The following is a 14,983-nucleotide window of genomic DNA, read 5'->3' as shown; positions in this document are numbered from 1 at the left end:
TTAAACATTAAACCATTGTTCTCTGCCACTTAAAAAAGCTAATCAGCGTACAAAATACAATAATCCCTAACGTGGAAATCCAAAATTGTGTGTAGACCTCTCCTCTGAGAGCAAGTAATATTTTCTGAAACGGATCAAATAATATAACTAGAGAATTGGAAATTTTAGAATATAAAAGAAACGAAAGCACAAAAATTGTTATATAAGCAAAAAGTGGTCTCGTAACAAATAAACAAATTGCACTACAAAACATTAATTTAGCTATGCTCACTAGTGCAAACAAGGCATAGAAATTAAAGTTAAACATAATTGCCTTAGTTACGCTAACTGGTTCATTAGATCCATATAAAGTTACTACATTAGATTTGGGAAAAAAAATCCACGAAGTTGCCATAGCAAAAATGTATGTAAACCCGATTAATATTATAGTTGTTGCAGCCAATGCCAAAAGCTTGCTTAGTAAGATTTGAACCCGAGAAAACGGGCGCAGCATATATAATCGATAAGCTCCAGAATGAATATCACCACTTAAGTGATTTACATAAATTACAGGTAACACAACTACTGTAAGCACAAGAGATATTCCATCCATCATATACCAAGGCATATTAAGATTATTGAACTCGATCCTTCCACCACCAAATCTAAGGTTTCCCGATCCGTTTAACATAGCTCCCCAAGTATTAGCAGCTAATAAAAGTATGAAAATCAAATATAAAATAAGCATCGACTTACTTTTCCATACTCGTTCCATTTCGCTGATCCAGATCCCAAACATATATACCCCCCTAGTACAAATAGTCATCTACTACAAATCGACGGTATGCTGTCCATACGAAAATAACCATATACGATATTAAGATTAAAGCCATCGGCAAAATAGAATGTAAGTTTCTCTCATTTAGTAATGAGTAGAGGCCTGTATGTTGCATATAGGGAATTAAAACATAGGCTACCAATTCATGCATGAATGATCCACTCACAAAAAGGTTCGCGAAATGTAAATATATTCCATCAAATAACAATGACATAAGAACATAACCTACAGTTATGCCTAACATGAATGTTGTATTTTTACTTATAAGTGATATATATGAAAAAAAGCATGAAATCGCCATCAAAGTTAGATATGCTAAAAAATAATACCGGACGATAAATCCTAAATCAACTATTAAAGAAATTTGTTTTTCTCCGTCATGAGGAAATTGAAATAGGCCTATAACGCTTAAAGAAATGCCCATAACCACTAATAAAGCTATTATAATAATATTAATAACCAAAAGTTTACTAAAAAAAATTTTAGCCCGTGAATACTGACGCAAAAACATTAATCTTAACTGACCTCCACGATATTCCTCTGTATAAACAGCAGCAACAATAGCAGCAACCGCTATATTACAAGGCAAAAATAAGTTTTCCCTTAAGCCTGCGATCACAAATACACTAGTGGATACTATGTCAGTTGGATAAAAACTTTGAATATATCCTTTTGTTAAATAAGCAAGTAGAGGTACACAAACGAATAAACACCATATCAACTTATTTTTTGACAGTCGTTCCAGTTCACAAAATATTAGTTTACTCATTGCACTAACTCCATAAAAGCATCTTCAAGTCTTTGTCCATCCTTGACAATATTTTCCGTTAACCCCTTCCAAATAATTGTTCCTTCACGAATAACAATAAGTTCATCGCACAATTGTTGTAATTCGTCAAGCAAATGGCTCGAAATAAAAAAGGCTAAATTTTCAGTCTCCCGCAATTTAAATATAATATCTCTCAGTTCTCTCATTCCTATGGGATCAAGTCCATTTGAAGGCTCATCAAGTAACAACAGTTTCGGCCCACCTAGCATGGATTGAGCAATTCCAAGTCTTTGCTTCATCCCTAAAGAGTATGTTCGTACTTTATCCTCTCCTCTTTTTTCTAGACCGACTGTTGTTAGCAACTTTTCGATTTGTTCTTCTCTTTGAGATGATTTTATAGTTGGATGTAAACGGGATAAATTACGCAATACCTGCCTCCCCGTCATATATTCAAAAAATATTGGCGACTCTATAATACCGCCCACTCTAGAAATTGCCTGTTGACGTTGCGTCTGAACATTGTATGAATCAATGCGTACCTCTCCGCTTGTCGGTTTAATCAATCCGGTCATGATACGCATCAGTGTCGTTTTCCCTGCTCCATTAGGTCCTATAAATCCATATATTTTCCCTTCTTCTAATTGAAAAGATGTTTCGTCAATAATCACTCGCTTTCCAATAGTCTTGGTAATCTGGTTTACTTCCAATATATTAGCCACCGCCGTACCTCACTTTCCAATTTAAACATAGAAGAAGGGATCATATTGATCCCTCTCCTTACATTACTTTTTAGTATTATTGTAAAGTTTTAAATTCAACAAAGAGTGCCAATATTAGAGAAACACTTTCCGCCAGTTGGAACACAGTTTGCTGCAGTTTGTCCCGTACCACAGCCACTAGTACACCATACTATACTTGTAACATTTGGCTGTACAGAAGAAACTGTAGTCTTATTAACTTGCACATCCAGATCAAATAAGTTGTTTTTCATATCAACCATCCTTTCTCTAATATAAGCTCTTCACAAAATATGTAACAATAATATTGCTTTGTTAATTCAATTAACAAAGAGTACCAATATTAGAGAAACACTTTCCACCAGTTGGAACACAATTTGCTGCAGTTTGTCCCGTACCACAGCCACTAGTACACCATACTATACTTGTAACATTTGGCTGTACAGAAGAAACTGTAGTCTTATTAACTTGCACATCCAGATCAAATAAGTTTTTTTTCATATTAACCCCTCCTCTCTTTTTCAGGAATAAAATATAACCAAATGTAATAATATACATTCATTACCTTGGCATAAACCATAATAACACACCATATATTGTATATCAAATAAATTACATATAAGTAAAAAAACAATATCATTGATTACTATATATAATATAGTTTCAAGGGAAAAAATGTATAATCTATGAATTTTTCGTTCTATATTTTCCATACTATCCTTTGATATTCAAAATTATTATAAAAAAATAGTAATCTAAAAAAAGACTTCTAACGGGCGTTTCCTCTCCCCCTTCTCTTTCGAGGCTTTATAACAACGCCGCAAGATTCACTTGACATTACAGGCTGGTATTTTATTCGTCGCTCTCTGACAAGCACTTTGTCGACTCGCTTTTAGTACCACTTTTGCTATACACACAAGAATCCTAGCTACGTGGGGTCTTAGTCCCTTGATCGACTGGAACTTCACCGGCTAGATGATGCGTGCTTAACTAGGCACGCTAAATTCATAAAAAAGCTTCCGGAACGCCCAAAGGGCCATCCAGAAGCTTTTTTCACATCTATACAAGGGTCCCGCTACGCAAGAACACCTACACTGTAAACTGAATGCGGCTGAGCAGAATCTCACCCTGCAAGACAAGATACACATCTGTAGTTCCAGCATCCACATCTGCTATAGTGGACTGGCTGTGCCACTGTTGAATGCCGCCTGACGGAATGGCAAGTGTAGCCGCCAGCTTGCCGGACGGGCTGCCGATCCGGACTTCAACCACGCCTCCTTGGACAGAGGATACCAGCATTTCGACACCTGCTGCACCCTCTGCAAACCGGACATTATGGAACGCGATCCACGCCCCGCCCTTCACCGGATGTACCGCAGCGCCGCCAGCCTTACATTCATCGAGGAAGACGCTATCGTAATCATCGTAATTCTCAGCCTTAACCGGCGCATACAGATCACGCGGCGGAACAGCCTCGCCATGCACCCTGATGGTGGCTGCCAGCCGGATATCTCCTGAGGAGCGGCCTACCATTAGCTGGTATTCCCCATCCTCCACACAGTACTGTTCGCGGCTGACGTCCCAGAAGGAGAGTTCAGCGGCGGGTAAGGTGAAGGTGACCGTCTGCTTGTGTCCGGCAGCCAGCCGGATTTTGACGAACCTCTTCAGCTGCTTAAGCGGCCGCTTGATCCGGGTGGACAAGCACTGGACATACAACTGGACGACCTCGTCACCGTCAACGCTGCCGCTGTTCTCAAGCTCTACGGTCAGACTGATATTACCGTCCTGCTGTATTTCCTCCGCTGCCAGCGACAGGTTGTTATAGTTCACCTGTGCATAGCTCAGCCCATGACCGAATGGATAGAGCGGCTCACCGTCGAAGTACATGTAGGTTCTTTTGCCTTTGATAATATCGTAGTCCATGAATTCAGGCAGTTGGCTGACGCTGCGGTACCAGGTCATATTCAGTTTGCCGGACGGGCTGTAATCGCCGAACAGGACATCTGCAACGGCATGGCCCAGCTCCTGCCCGCTATGCGAAGTGTACAGCACGGCTGGAATATGCTCGTCGATCCAGGTGGAGGAAATCGGATAGCTGCCGACGATCACCACAACGGTGTTCGGGTTGGCGGCATAGACGGCCTTGACCAGATTCTCCTGTTCTGCAGGCAGTACAATATCCGGCCGGTCAATCTCCTCCTTGCCGTTCAAGAGCGGATGGTTACCGACGAATACGACGGCAACCTCAGCGGCCCGCGCCGCTTCAACGGCTGCTTCTACGCCATCCACTACCAGTTGCTTATGGAATATCGGTGCTTCGGAAGAGGGCTCCTCTTCCGAGACGCGGAGGGTTCCGTCTTCGGCACTGATTGCAACCGGCTGATCATTCCAGGTACGCAAACTGACAGCGCCTTCGCCTTCCTGAACCAGGTTCAGCGATTCCTTCACATACCAGCCATAGATTTCATCCGCAGAAGCAGTCAGTGTACCAGCATCTGTCAAGGTAACATATTGTCCCCGGCTGGCAGATTCAAGGGTATGAGCGGTCCAGCCCCATGCCGTATGGCGGAACATCTCCCCGCGTTCCGGCAGATCATGCAGCACCGCGAGCCGTCCGTCCTCTCCAGTAAACCCCACGGCTTGTCCGCTGGCAGCGGAGGTCAGTATGATCCGGTCATCCCCGCTCTCGAAGGTGACCTGCTTGCCTGACAACTTCTTCGTGATTCCCTGCAAAGGGGTCACCGCATAGGGCAGCGTGCCGGAATACCAGTCTCTGAACGCTTCGTCCCCCAGCGGGCCGATTACAGCCACCTTGGACAACGAGGCTGCATTCAGCGGAAGGGCAGCGTTGTCATTCTTCAGCAGCACGATGGATTCCTTTGCGGCTTCGAGCGACAGCTCGCCATGCGCTTTGCTGAGAATAGCCGAGTCGTCGATCTTCGTATACGGATTGCCTTCCTCCGGGTCGAACTCACCGAGCCGGAAGCGGACGCGGAAGGTGTTCGCCAGCGCGCGGTCCAGGTCCGCCTCGGTCAGCAGCCCTTCACGGAGCGCCTCGTGAATAACCTTAATGGTCTCCTCCGTCTCTTCGGTCACACTGTCAATGCCATTCTTAATAGATTCCGCCATGGACTGGGCGAAGGAATCATAATACTTATGGTCCTTCACAATACCGAACAGGTCTCCGGCATCGCTGACAATGAAGCCGTCCATCTCCCATTCGCCCTTCACAATCTCCATTACCGCCGGATGGAGGATAACCGGCACACCGTTCACGGAGTTGTAGGCGGTCATCATGGATTGTGCACCGCCTTCCTTGAAGGCAGGCTTGAAGGCTTCCAGGTAATATTCGCGCATATTGCGCGGGTCAATGCTGGACGAAGCCACGCCCCGGTCAATCTCATTATTGTTCCCGAGGAAATGCTTCAGGGTCGCTACCGCTTTCAGATACACCGGATGATCGCCCTGAATTCCCTGGACAAGCGCTGTACTCAGCCGGCCTGTCAGCTCGGGGTCTTCCCCGTAGGCCTCCTCTGTTCTCCCCCAGCGCGGGTCCCGTTCCATATCCACAGTCGGTGCCCACAGAGTCAAGCCGTTAATAGTAGGGTTCTTGCGGTAAAAGGCCCTGGCCTCATCCCCGATTGCCGAACCGATTCTCTGCAGCAGCGCCGGGTTCCAGGTACAGGCAAGCCCGCTGGGCTGCGGGTACGAGGTGGCTTTGCCCAGCCAGGAGATCCCGTGCGCACCCTCCGTACCATGCTTGTAACCGCCTACACCCAGCCGTTCAATGGCTGCCTGATATTGCGGCATCTGACTAACCTTCTCCGCAAGCGTCAGCCGGGAGAGCAGATCCTGAACACGTTCATCTAATGGCAATTCAATTTGTCTAAACGGATATGCAGCAGCGTCCATATGTAATCTCTCCTTCATTTTTTCATGATAACGGTTTCATCTCCAGCCAAGCCCGGCGTCCTCTTGCCTCCGCACAGCCCGGCTGTCCTATCCTCCTCCATCTTAGATGATTCTCCCTGACAGTAACACCTGAACAATTGGCCCAAAAATCCGTTCATTATTAGGGATTACGTAATGTATAGATGCTAATCAGACACATCCTATGCTATTGACGTTATACTATAATTAAATCAAAGAGAAGACTAAACGATGCTGAAAGGAAGTCCACACACTCTATGCTCAAAAGAACCTATGCTCTGCTCCTCATTCCAACCTATCCTATATTCCTGCTCTGCATGCTGTTCCAGGGAATGGCCATCTCTATCAGTGCTCCATTCCTGGCGGTCTACTTCACAGAAAAACTCGGCGTTACTGCCGGAACCTTCGGAATATTTACAGCGGTAACCCTCCTTAGCGGGGTAGCCTTAAGCATGTTCATCGCCAAACGCTCCGACGCCGGGCTGAACCGCCGCAGGCTGATGGTGGTCTGTATGATGTTCAATGCTGTTGCTTTTTCCGGATACATATTCATTCATGACTTCTACCCGCTGCTGGCTTATATGACAATATTTACCGCAGCCGGCGCCCCGGCGATGCCGCAATTATTCGCCAGCGCCAGAGAAGCTGTGAGCGCCAGCAGCTCTCCTGATCATGCCTTGGCTAACTCGGCCCTGCGCTCAATGTTCTCCCTTGGCTTTATCAGCGGTCCGCTGGCTGGAGCCGCGCTCCTGAGCCGCTTCGGATTTCAGGGGATTTTCTCAACGACCACATTGATCTTCCTGATCAATGCCCTTCTGGTGTTCAGCTTCGTACGGCCTTCAGCCGCTAAGCAGCAGCCCGAGCGGCGTGTCCAGCAGCCCGCCGGGCTGCAACGGAATGCCAGGGTACTGGTTCCTTTTCTTATCCTGACCCTGCTCTATACCGGACACTGGGCCAATAATCTGAATATCTCCTTGTTCATTGTTAATACGCTGGGAGGCACTACACAGAATGTAGCTTCGGTGGCTAGTATCTGCGCGTTAATGGAGATTCCGTTCATGCTGGTGCTGGGGCTGCTGTCAGCCAAATACGACAGCAAAGTGCTGCTGGGCTGGGGAATGGCAATGGGGGGGATCTATTATGCGCTGGTGATGGGAGTAGGTGAGCTGTGGCAGCTCATCGCCGGACAGGTGCTGCTGGCTTTTTTTGTCGCTGTGATCTCTGCGATTGGAATCAGCTATATTCAGGATCTGCTGCCGGACCTTCCCGGCTATGCCTCCACGCTGTACACCAATGCTACAACCATCGGCAGACTGGCCGGAAGCCTGGCGGGAGGAGCCGCAGCCCAGTGGTTAGGATACCGCCATTCCTACCTGCTCTGCGTAGTTCTGGTAGTCTGCTCACTGGGACTGCTGCTCTGGCCCCGCCGCTCTCCGGACGAGAAAATTACAGCTCCGCTCGCCTCTTAACATGTGAGATGCTGGCAATCCATATATTTAAACCTGATGCTGCACTAGCTAGCCCGAGTATCCCTATATCTCCATATCCTTACCCGTATAATCCACGAATCTGAAATGACCGGACGGCTCGGCTCTCTGCCCGATCAGGTCCAGAATGCCCTCGGCACTGGTGCGCGGGTGAAGCGGTGCCTTAGCTCCGCCCATATCGGTAGGCATCCAGCCGGGATGGACGCTGAGTACGTGGATGCCGCGATCCTTCAGTGTGACATGGAGCTTCTGCGTGAACATATTGAGCGCGGTCTTGGAGATCGTATACGGATAGCTGCCCGGGTAAGCATTGGTGATACTGCCTGCCTCTGATGAGATATTGATGATTGAAGCATCCGGCCCGGTCAGCAGCGGCAGGAGGTGCTTAACCACCCGCATCGGTCCGTACAGATTGATATCCATGGCATTCTGCATCTCTTCTATATCCAGCGCTTCAAGTGCGGTGTCCGTGGCATTCAGCACTGCGGCATTATTGATGATGACGCCAAGTGTCCGGGCCTGCTCTGTCAGGCTGGCGGCAAGCGCAGCTATTCCAGCCTCGTCTGTCACATCAAGTGTCGCTAGAGTCAGCTTGTCCCCGTATACTGCCGCCAGATCAGCTAATGCTGCCTGCCCGCGCGTCAGATCCCGCACTCCCGCAATAACAGCATGCCCACGCTCCAGCGCAGCCGCCGTTAGTTCAAGGCCCAGTCCGCGTCCCGCCCCTGTAATCAGAATATTCATTGTACCGTTCCTCCTGTAGTAATTCTATTTGTATTAATGACCTTTATTGTTCGGTATTGTTACACCATACCTAACCCATGAAAGGGCTGTCAAGTTCACCGCCAGGACGCCCGCCCAAAAATAAAGAGAATGTCTCCACGACACTCTCCCTCCGCTATGCCTCATTCACTTAGCCCCTTAATGGGCGATAAAAGCCTCGACTTTGTAGCCTGACCCGCTGCTGGTTAATGTGGCGTTATAGTACCCCATGTTCCCGCCGGGCTTGCATTTGTAGTCCCCGGAGCAGCCGGTGACGAAGAATTTGGTTCTGGTGTACCCCGGATAGATGTTGTTCAGCTTCCGGTAGAATTTGTGACCATGATGCGTGAAGATCGCCAGCACCTTCTCTCTGGCTTTTGCCGGAATGGCCGTGAAGAACTTGGAGGTCTCGGCCGCGCTGAGCACATGGCTGGAATCCACCGTAATGCCCTGCACCCGGAGCGGCCAGTGGAAATCAATAATATAGAAGTACCTGTCATCCAGATTCCGCAGCAGATTGAGGCTTGCCGGTGTGAACTGGCCCAGTGCGCAATCCAGCCACACATATCTCACCTTGCCCTGCGTTCCCGGGAAATTCATCTGTCCGGCCACCGCCCCTAAATACTGCGTGAACAAGGACCGGGTACTGGCTTCCCAATTCCCTATAGAGGCCTTGTAAGGGATGCTTCCCAGCGTGGCAGTCACTGTATCCTTGAAGTCCTTATAGTAGGCGTTAGCGTTATTCCCGTGATCCGCTCCCGCCTGGGTATTATCTCCCCCGAAGATGATAAACCGTTTGTTCCCGCTGCTCACCGCCTTAGGCAAAAGACTCTTAAAGATGCTCAAGCTGTTACCGTATCCCACATGACTGTCACCAAACACCGCAAATTCAACCGTCTGTGCCTTGATTCTGCGCTTCACTCCGGATACAGCCTGCCGCTTGGCGCGAAGCACCCGCTTTCGTGCCGGTCCTGCCTGTCTCCTCATCTCGTACCACCCCATCCCATCAAAAATAGCTTCAGAATATATAGTAGTCCCTACTATTTATATGCGGGAGGAATTGGCTGCTCTTGGACCTATGAATCCATCAAGAAGGAATGCTTCGGGCAATTAATTCGCCCGCAGTGAAGTAATCTGCTTCGCCAGATACTGCGGTGTATACGGCATGCCCTCCCGAAGCCAGGCGATGATGGTACCAATGAGGGCCGCCGAGCCGTACCACACAGCGATATCCTTCTGTACCGTTACTTCCGAAGCATCATGTGCGGTAACCCTGCTCTCCACCCGTGCAGAAATAATGTCTGCCATCAGTTTAAAAAGCCGATCCGTAAATATCGTACTCTTCCGCGACGTAAGTACGATTTTGTAGAATTTGGCGTTCGCTGCAATATGCACAAGCAGGTGCTCCAGCATCGGCCACTTCTGTTCTTGTGCGGCTTCCGTAAAGTCCGTATCGTCTCTCACCACTTCCAGAACTTCCTCCGCCATATCATCCGCCATTTTCTCCAGCATATCCGGGATATCCCGGTAATGCAGATAGAAGGTCACACGGTTAATTTGGGCCCGCTGCGCCAGGCGGTTGACGGTGATTTTCTCAATGCTCATCTCTTCCATCAGCTCAATCAGAGCCTCCTTCAGGAATTGGCGTGTACGAAGGACACGCGGATCTGTCCGCTCGGCAGGATTTGTCATTTCTGTTCTCTCCAATCTGTCCTGCCCAAGAGCAGGCTACAATTTCAGTCAAAAGTGTTGTTTTTCAACCACATACACTACACATATCCTCTAAGTGTAAACTAATTTACATTTTCCCGAAAATCGTTGCTTGATTACATGAAATTTTCATCTATAATCTACTTTATACATTGTAAACTATACGACATATTGTAAATTTAGTCCATGAGTTGGCGGTTTGAAAGGATGAAGACTAGTGAGTATCAAGACAGCAATCAAAGAAGCCCCGTCCATTCCCAAGGGACCTATTCTGTTCGTAATGATTCTGGGTGCCTTTCTGGCTACACTGAATCAGACCATCATGAGTGTTGCTACACCGGAGCTTATGCATGACTTCAATATTACGGCGGCCACGGCCCAGTGGCTGACTACCGGCTATATGCTGGTTAACGGTGTGTTGATTCCAATTACGGCCTATCTGATGCAGCGCTTCACTACCCGGGAGTTGTTCCAGGCCTCGATGTTTATTTTCTTTGCGGGTACCCTTGTATCAGCACTCGCAGGAAGCTTCCCGGTACTGCTTACCGGACGGATGATTCAGGCTGCCGGTGCCGGCATTATTATGCCGCTGCTCACCCAGGTTATTTTGACCCTCTTCCCGCGTGAAAAAAGAGGAGCCGCCATGGGGATGGTAGGGCTCGCCATTATCTTCGCCCCGGCCATCGGCCCTACGCTGGCCGGATATATTATGGAACGTTATTCTTGGGAGATGATGTTCTATGGCATGCTGCCGCTCACGGTTATGGTCATCGTATGCGGTTTTATTTATCTGAGAAATGTAGCTGAGCGTTCTTTTCCCAAAATCGACATCACCAGTGTGATCCTATCCACCATTGGATTCGGTACCCTATTGTACGGCTTCAGCCGGGCAGCCAGTGCAGGCTGGTCCAGCGCAGAGGTGTTATTGTCGCTGGCCGCAGGCGCTATATCACTTGGATTATTCATATGGAAGCAACTCACTTCCAGGAGTCCGCTGCTTGATCTGCGGGCCTTCCAGTATAATATGTTCTCCTTGACTACCGTCATCAGTGTGGCAGTTACGATTGTGATGTATGCGGATATGATGCTCCTGCCGCTCTATCTGCAGAATGCCCGCGGCTTCACCGCTATGGAATCCGGCCTGCTGCTGCTGCCCGGCGCAGTGATTATGGGCGCGCTGATGCCCGTCACCGGTAAGCTGTTCGACCGCTTCGGAGCGAAATGGCTCGCCATTATCGGCCTGACGATCACTATTCTGACCACACTCAGCTTCGTGAATCTTACAGACTCGACAAGCTACGGTTATCTGATGCTGATGTCCACCGGCCGCCGGATCGGCATGGCCCTGCTGCTGATGCCTATTCAGACCCTCGGGCTAAATCAACTGCCCACCAGGCTGAATTCACATGGCACAGCGATCTCCAATACCGTAAGGCAAGTCGCCGGTGCAGTAGGTACTTCTCTGCTGGTCACCGTGATGACCAGCCGCACCGCCACTCACTTCCAGAATATCGCAGCCAGCAGCGGAACTGCCGGCGAGACTCAGCAGCATATGCTAATGGAGTCTTCCATCCAGGGCATCAACGATTCCTATCTGGTTATTGTGGGCGTCGGAATTATCGGGCTCTTACTCTCCTTCTTCATTAAGCAGGTGGGTCAGGCTAAGGAACCGGGCACGCAGCAGAAGATCGTTGTCGCCGAGGAAATCTAGGGAGAACATCTGCTGTTTTTTATTTCATAGACTGCATTTAGAAGAAGACCCGACGGAGCGCACTCCATGGGTCTTCTTCCACATCTCGCATATACGTTGCGCTTATAGTACAATGATATCCTGAATGCTTATCATTTTAAGAAAAGTAAGAGGTGCCCGAATGGCTATCAGCTTCACGAAATCAATGCTTAACCGCCTGACTCAGGAAATCACAGAGATGGAAGCCGGAATGACAGAGCTGCAGAAGAAGACCCGCAAGACCAAGCTCAAGATCAACCAGCTGGAAAAAGACTGCAAGCTAAGCTCATCCCCAAGCTCCCTCAGCAGTAAAATGAGCCGCATCACCAAGCTGCAGGCTGAACTCAAAAAAATCTCCCAGCAGCAGTTAGAGCTGTCCAAGGAGATTAACAAAAGGAAAACGCTACGCGCTCAGCTGCCTTCTACGGAGTAATCCCAGACTGCTGCTCCGGCTGCTCCCAATGCAAGCGGCGGCTGTTATTTTGAGGGACTTAGCCGGGCACGCATCCAAATTAGCAGGTAAATGACGCATAAGAAAATCCAAAATTCGTTGGCGAATATACTCTGCTTCAACACCAGGGATAGTAGAATATGGTATATGCAAGTGAATACCAGCAATGACACTAATCCCACCGTCATCGTTCTGCCGGATACCTGCTGCGGAAGACTGATTTTGGAAAGAAAATAAGCAGCGGCTACCGCTACAGTGATCGATAATACGATTCTCAGATTCTGATTCTCTAGCACATCGTGCAAGGTAATAATTAACGCCAGCATAAGAAAACCCGCAATGACCTGCAACTTGCCTCTGGTCTTCATTTGATCCCTCCTGAGTACATGATTTTACGATTGAATAAATATATCCCTAATAAGAAATACCCTGCCGATAGCGTCGCCAGCACAAGAACCTCAGGGAGAACCTCGCTAAGTCCGGCATTGTTTATCAGAATCTTGTTCATCGCGCTTACGGCATCCAGTGTCGGCACGAAGGTCAGCAGCTCGATCTCTTTGCCCATCACCGTGAATAGCTTAACCGGCGGAACCTTGAAAAATATCCCGGCCAGGAACATCATCGGGGTTACGACAACATTGCCGAGGATAAAGGCCTCCAGTGACGTCCTGCAGAACGCGGCGATGATTAGGCCAATTCCTATAGCTGAGAAAGTGGCAATCAGGCTGACCGCATAAGCCAGCATATAGGAGCCGGAGGACGAGAAGCCCATCAACAGGCTGGAAGCAAATACTAGAGGCAGCATGATTGCCGCCAGTACCATCTGCGAGAGCGTGATGCCTGCACAGAACTCGAACGCGCTGGCTTTTGACAAAACAATCCGCTGAATCGTCCGGTTCTCCAGCTCTCTGGTCACCACCATTGCACTTAGAATCAACAGAAAAAACACTGAAAATACCATCAGCCCCGGTGCCATATTGGCAAATTCCGATTGGGCCTTCGAATGGCCAGTCTCCTCATATACAAGCTGTACCGGATTGCCTGCCATACCGTTATTCCAGACAAAATTATGAATGTAATTCTCCACATAGCTGCTGATGATGCTGTATGTCAGATTTGCCGGATTGCCTAGCAGCTTCATCTGTACCGGTGAGGACTCGCCGGACTGTTCATGGCGGAGCAGCGAGTTACTGAAGCCGGGTGGAATATACAAATGGGCATCGTAAGCACCTGTTCTTACTTGCTCCCTTACGTTCCCCGTATGATAATCCGCTGGCATAGCCGCAAACATCTTATTTCCATTCGGATATTCACTGCCTGCAATCTGCTGCACCAGTCTGTCCCCAAGCTTCCCATGATCTTCATTGGTTATTCCCAGCGAATACGTATAGAACCCCTGCCCGAAGGCCAGGCCAAAGATAACAATGAACACAATCGGAGACAGAACGGTCAGCAGAACAGCCTTATAGTCACGGAATTGCTCTACCAGGCTTTTTTTGAATACTGCCCACAGCCTCATTCCCGCAAGCTCCTTCCAGTCAGCTTAATGAATACATCCTCAAGTGTACTCTGCCTCAAGCTGAACGTAATCGGATTTCCGTATAGAGCGGTCAGCCGGTTAAGAATATGCGGGACCGATTCTGTTAGACGTTCTCCAGTGATCCGAAGGCTTGCATCCTTGAACTGCACGCTATACTCCAGGGCGTTCAGCTCCGAGGTCTTCTGCACCGGCTCCTGGTAATAGACCTCCAGTGTCTCCTCAGGGGCGATCCTCTGCTGAAGCGCAGCAGGTGTATCACAAACCAGCATTGTGCCATGATCCATCACTGCCACTCTTGATGACAGACGCTGTGCCTCATCCATATTATGCGTGGTAAGCAGCACTGCACTGGTACGGGACAACGAATGAATGAACTCCCTGACCCGTATCCTGCTCTGCGGATCAAGCCCGGCTTCAGGCTCATCCAGAATAATCAGATCCGGATCGTGGATGACGGACAGCAGAAGATGCAGACGTCTTTGCATGCCGCCGGACAGATTCTTCGCCAGCACCTTGCGTTGATCAGAGAGCCCGATACTCTCCAGCAGCATAGCTGTACGCCGCTTGGTTTCTTGCCTGTCCATTCCATTCAATCTCCCTGCAAAATGAAGCTGCTCCTCACAGGTCAGCATCGGCCACAGCTGTAGCTCCTGACTGCAGATTCCCACCCGGTTGTTCAACGAACGGTTACGCCGGGAGGGCGTGCCGCCAATGCAGATGTCGCCATTGTCCGGCTCAAGTGTTCCGGCAATCAAACGAATGGCCGTTGTTTTACCGGCACCGTTCGGACCGAGCAGACTAAAAATCTCCCCCCGCCTGACGGTGAAGGATAAGCCATCCACCGCTTTGAGGCGGCCAAAGCTTTTATCCACTTCCTTCAATTCCAGTAGTATTCCGTTCATGACCCTCACCTCTAGACACTTATAATACGGCACTTACACACTGAAGGATTCTATTTCCTGTTATTTTATCCCACAATCTCCCTGCCGTCTGTGATCTATGGCAATTTATCTTACAGAAATAGAATCAACAAAGAACCAAAGGAACGGAT

The 14,983-nt window shown here is 48.6% G+C and carries 15 protein-coding genes; 3 read left to right on the top strand and 12 right to left on the bottom strand.

Going from position 1 to position 14,983, the window contains the following annotated elements:
• Positions 1–7: 7 nt before the first annotated feature.
• From NYE24_RS28450 to NYE24_RS28425, 6 genes are all read right to left on the bottom strand, one after another.
• Complete coding sequence (locus tag NYE24_RS28450) at positions 8–778, bottom strand: hypothetical protein (protein ID WP_036697814.1); 771 nt, start codon at positions 776–778, stop codon at positions 8–10.
• Positions 779–788: 10 nt separating this feature from the next.
• Positions 789–1,586, bottom strand: coding sequence for an ABC transporter permease (locus NYE24_RS28445; RefSeq protein ID WP_342477220.1), 798 nt, complete (start codon positions 1,584–1,586; stop codon positions 789–791).
• Positions 1,583–2,305: an ATP-binding cassette domain-containing protein gene (locus NYE24_RS28440; RefSeq protein WP_342477219.1), complete on the bottom strand. Its 723-nt coding sequence runs from the start codon at positions 2,303–2,305 to the stop codon at positions 1,583–1,585. The genes NYE24_RS28445 and NYE24_RS28440 overlap by 4 nt, the downstream gene beginning before the upstream one ends.
• Positions 2,306–2,400: 95 nt before the next feature.
• Positions 2,401–2,577, bottom strand: coding sequence for a gallidermin/nisin family lantibiotic (locus tag NYE24_RS28435; RefSeq protein WP_341029497.1), 177 nt, complete (start codon positions 2,575–2,577; stop codon positions 2,401–2,403).
• A gap of 70 nt (positions 2,578–2,647) precedes the next feature.
• Complete coding sequence (locus NYE24_RS28430; RefSeq protein ID WP_342477218.1) at positions 2,648–2,824, bottom strand: gallidermin/nisin family lantibiotic; 177 nt, start codon at positions 2,822–2,824, stop codon at positions 2,648–2,650.
• A 588-nt stretch (positions 2,825–3,412) separates the two neighbouring features.
• Positions 3,413–6,235: a glycoside hydrolase family 3 C-terminal domain-containing protein gene (locus tag NYE24_RS28425; protein WP_342477217.1), complete on the bottom strand. Its 2,823-nt coding sequence runs from the start codon at positions 6,233–6,235 to the stop codon at positions 3,413–3,415.
• A gap of 275 nt (positions 6,236–6,510) precedes the next feature.
• Between NYE24_RS28425 and NYE24_RS28420 the strand changes: the two genes are divergently transcribed.
• Positions 6,511–7,722 carry a sugar efflux transporter gene (locus NYE24_RS28420; RefSeq protein ID WP_342477216.1) on the top strand — a complete coding sequence of 404 codons (1,212 nt, stop codon included), beginning with the start codon at positions 6,511–6,513 and terminating at the stop codon, positions 7,720–7,722.
• Positions 7,723–7,785: 63 nt separating this feature from the next.
• On the opposite strand, the gene NYE24_RS28415 is transcribed toward NYE24_RS28420, so the two are convergent.
• The 3 genes from NYE24_RS28415 to NYE24_RS28405 all read right to left on the bottom strand — a co-directional run bounded on the left by NYE24_RS28415 (position 7,786) and on the right by NYE24_RS28405 (position 10,194).
• Positions 7,786–8,484: an SDR family oxidoreductase gene (locus tag NYE24_RS28415; RefSeq protein ID WP_036690947.1), complete on the bottom strand. Its 699-nt coding sequence runs from the start codon at positions 8,482–8,484 to the stop codon at positions 7,786–7,788.
• Positions 8,485–8,661: 177 nt separating this feature from the next.
• Complete coding sequence (locus tag NYE24_RS28410) at positions 8,662–9,489, bottom strand: metallophosphoesterase (protein ID WP_342477215.1); 828 nt, start codon at positions 9,487–9,489, stop codon at positions 8,662–8,664.
• A gap of 123 nt (positions 9,490–9,612) precedes the next feature.
• On the bottom strand, positions 9,613–10,194 hold the full coding sequence (locus NYE24_RS28405; protein WP_076155404.1) for a TetR-like C-terminal domain-containing protein: 582 nt from the start codon (positions 10,192–10,194) through the stop codon (positions 9,613–9,615).
• Between the two features lie 298 nt (positions 10,195–10,492).
• Between NYE24_RS28405 and NYE24_RS28400 the strand changes: the two genes are divergently transcribed.
• Together NYE24_RS28400 and NYE24_RS28395 are read left to right on the top strand one after the other, a co-directional pair.
• Positions 10,493–11,923: a DHA2 family efflux MFS transporter permease subunit gene (locus NYE24_RS28400; RefSeq protein ID WP_051493181.1), complete on the top strand. Its 1,431-nt coding sequence runs from the start codon at positions 10,493–10,495 to the stop codon at positions 11,921–11,923.
• A 160-nt stretch (positions 11,924–12,083) separates the two neighbouring features.
• Positions 12,084–12,374, top strand: a complete 291-nt coding sequence (locus NYE24_RS28395; RefSeq protein WP_342477214.1) for a hypothetical protein — start codon at positions 12,084–12,086, stop codon at positions 12,372–12,374.
• A gap of 44 nt (positions 12,375–12,418) precedes the next feature.
• Here NYE24_RS28395 and NYE24_RS28390 read toward each other — a convergent pair whose 3' ends face one another.
• The 3 genes from NYE24_RS28390 to NYE24_RS28380 are packed head-to-tail and all read right to left on the bottom strand — an operon-like array spanning position 12,419 to position 14,834.
• Positions 12,419–12,760, bottom strand: a complete 342-nt coding sequence (locus NYE24_RS28390) for a hypothetical protein (protein ID WP_036690956.1) — start codon at positions 12,758–12,760, stop codon at positions 12,419–12,421.
• The gene (locus NYE24_RS28385) at positions 12,757–13,911 is read right to left on the bottom strand and encodes an ABC transporter permease (protein ID WP_342477213.1); all 1,155 of its coding nucleotides are present in this window, start codon (positions 13,909–13,911) and stop codon (positions 12,757–12,759) included. Before NYE24_RS28385 ends, NYE24_RS28390 begins: the two co-directional genes overlap by 4 nt.
• On the bottom strand, positions 13,908–14,834 hold the full coding sequence (locus NYE24_RS28380) for an ABC transporter ATP-binding protein (protein ID WP_342477212.1): 927 nt from the start codon (positions 14,832–14,834) through the stop codon (positions 13,908–13,910). The genes NYE24_RS28385 and NYE24_RS28380 overlap by 4 nt, the downstream gene beginning before the upstream one ends.
• Positions 14,835–14,983 lie beyond the last annotated feature (149 nt).

The sequence above is a fragment of the Paenibacillus sp. FSL H7-0350 genome, from assembly GCF_038593195.1.
Taxonomy (GTDB): Bacteria; Bacillota; Bacilli; order Paenibacillales; family Paenibacillaceae; genus Paenibacillus_AQ.
Note: the sequence above shows the minus strand (reverse complement) of the source record. Positions and strands in the feature narration are given on the sequence as shown.

Bases quoted from the DNA above. Each gene is read 5' to 3' on its own strand.
- NYE24_RS28450 (WP_036697814.1), bottom strand. From the start codon at position 778: ATGTTTGGGATCTGGATCAGCGAAATGGAACGAGTATGGAAAAGTAAG.
- NYE24_RS28445 (WP_342477220.1), bottom strand. From the start codon at position 1,586: ATGAGTAAACTAATATTTTGTGAACTGGAACGACTGTCAAAAAATAAG.
- NYE24_RS28435 (WP_341029497.1), bottom strand. From the start codon at position 2,577: ATGAAAAACAACTTATTTGATCTGGATGTGCAAGTTAATAAGACTACA.
- NYE24_RS28430 (WP_342477218.1), bottom strand. From the start codon at position 2,824: ATGAAAAAAAACTTATTTGATCTGGATGTGCAAGTTAATAAGACTACA.
- NYE24_RS28425 (WP_342477217.1), bottom strand. From the start codon at position 6,235: ATGGACGCTGCTGCATATCCGTTTAGACAAATTGAATTGCCATTAGAT.
- NYE24_RS28420 (WP_342477216.1), top strand. From the start codon at position 6,511: ATGCTCAAAAGAACCTATGCTCTGCTCCTCATTCCAACCTATCCTATA.
- NYE24_RS28415 (WP_036690947.1), bottom strand. From the start codon at position 8,484: ATGAATATTCTGATTACAGGGGCGGGACGCGGACTGGGCCTTGAACTA.
- NYE24_RS28410 (WP_342477215.1), bottom strand. From the start codon at position 9,489: ATGAGGAGACAGGCAGGACCGGCACGAAAGCGGGTGCTTCGCGCCAAG.
- NYE24_RS28405 (WP_076155404.1), bottom strand. From the start codon at position 10,194: ATGACAAATCCTGCCGAGCGGACAGATCCGCGTGTCCTTCGTACACGC.
- NYE24_RS28400 (WP_051493181.1), top strand. From the start codon at position 10,493: ATGATTCTGGGTGCCTTTCTGGCTACACTGAATCAGACCATCATGAGT.
- NYE24_RS28395 (WP_342477214.1), top strand. From the start codon at position 12,084: ATGGCTATCAGCTTCACGAAATCAATGCTTAACCGCCTGACTCAGGAA.
- NYE24_RS28390 (WP_036690956.1), bottom strand. From the start codon at position 12,760: ATGAAGACCAGAGGCAAGTTGCAGGTCATTGCGGGTTTTCTTATGCTG.
- NYE24_RS28385 (WP_342477213.1), bottom strand. From the start codon at position 13,911: ATGAGGCTGTGGGCAGTATTCAAAAAAAGCCTGGTAGAGCAATTCCGT.
- NYE24_RS28380 (WP_342477212.1), bottom strand. From the start codon at position 14,834: ATGAACGGAATACTACTGGAATTGAAGGAAGTGGATAAAAGCTTTGGC.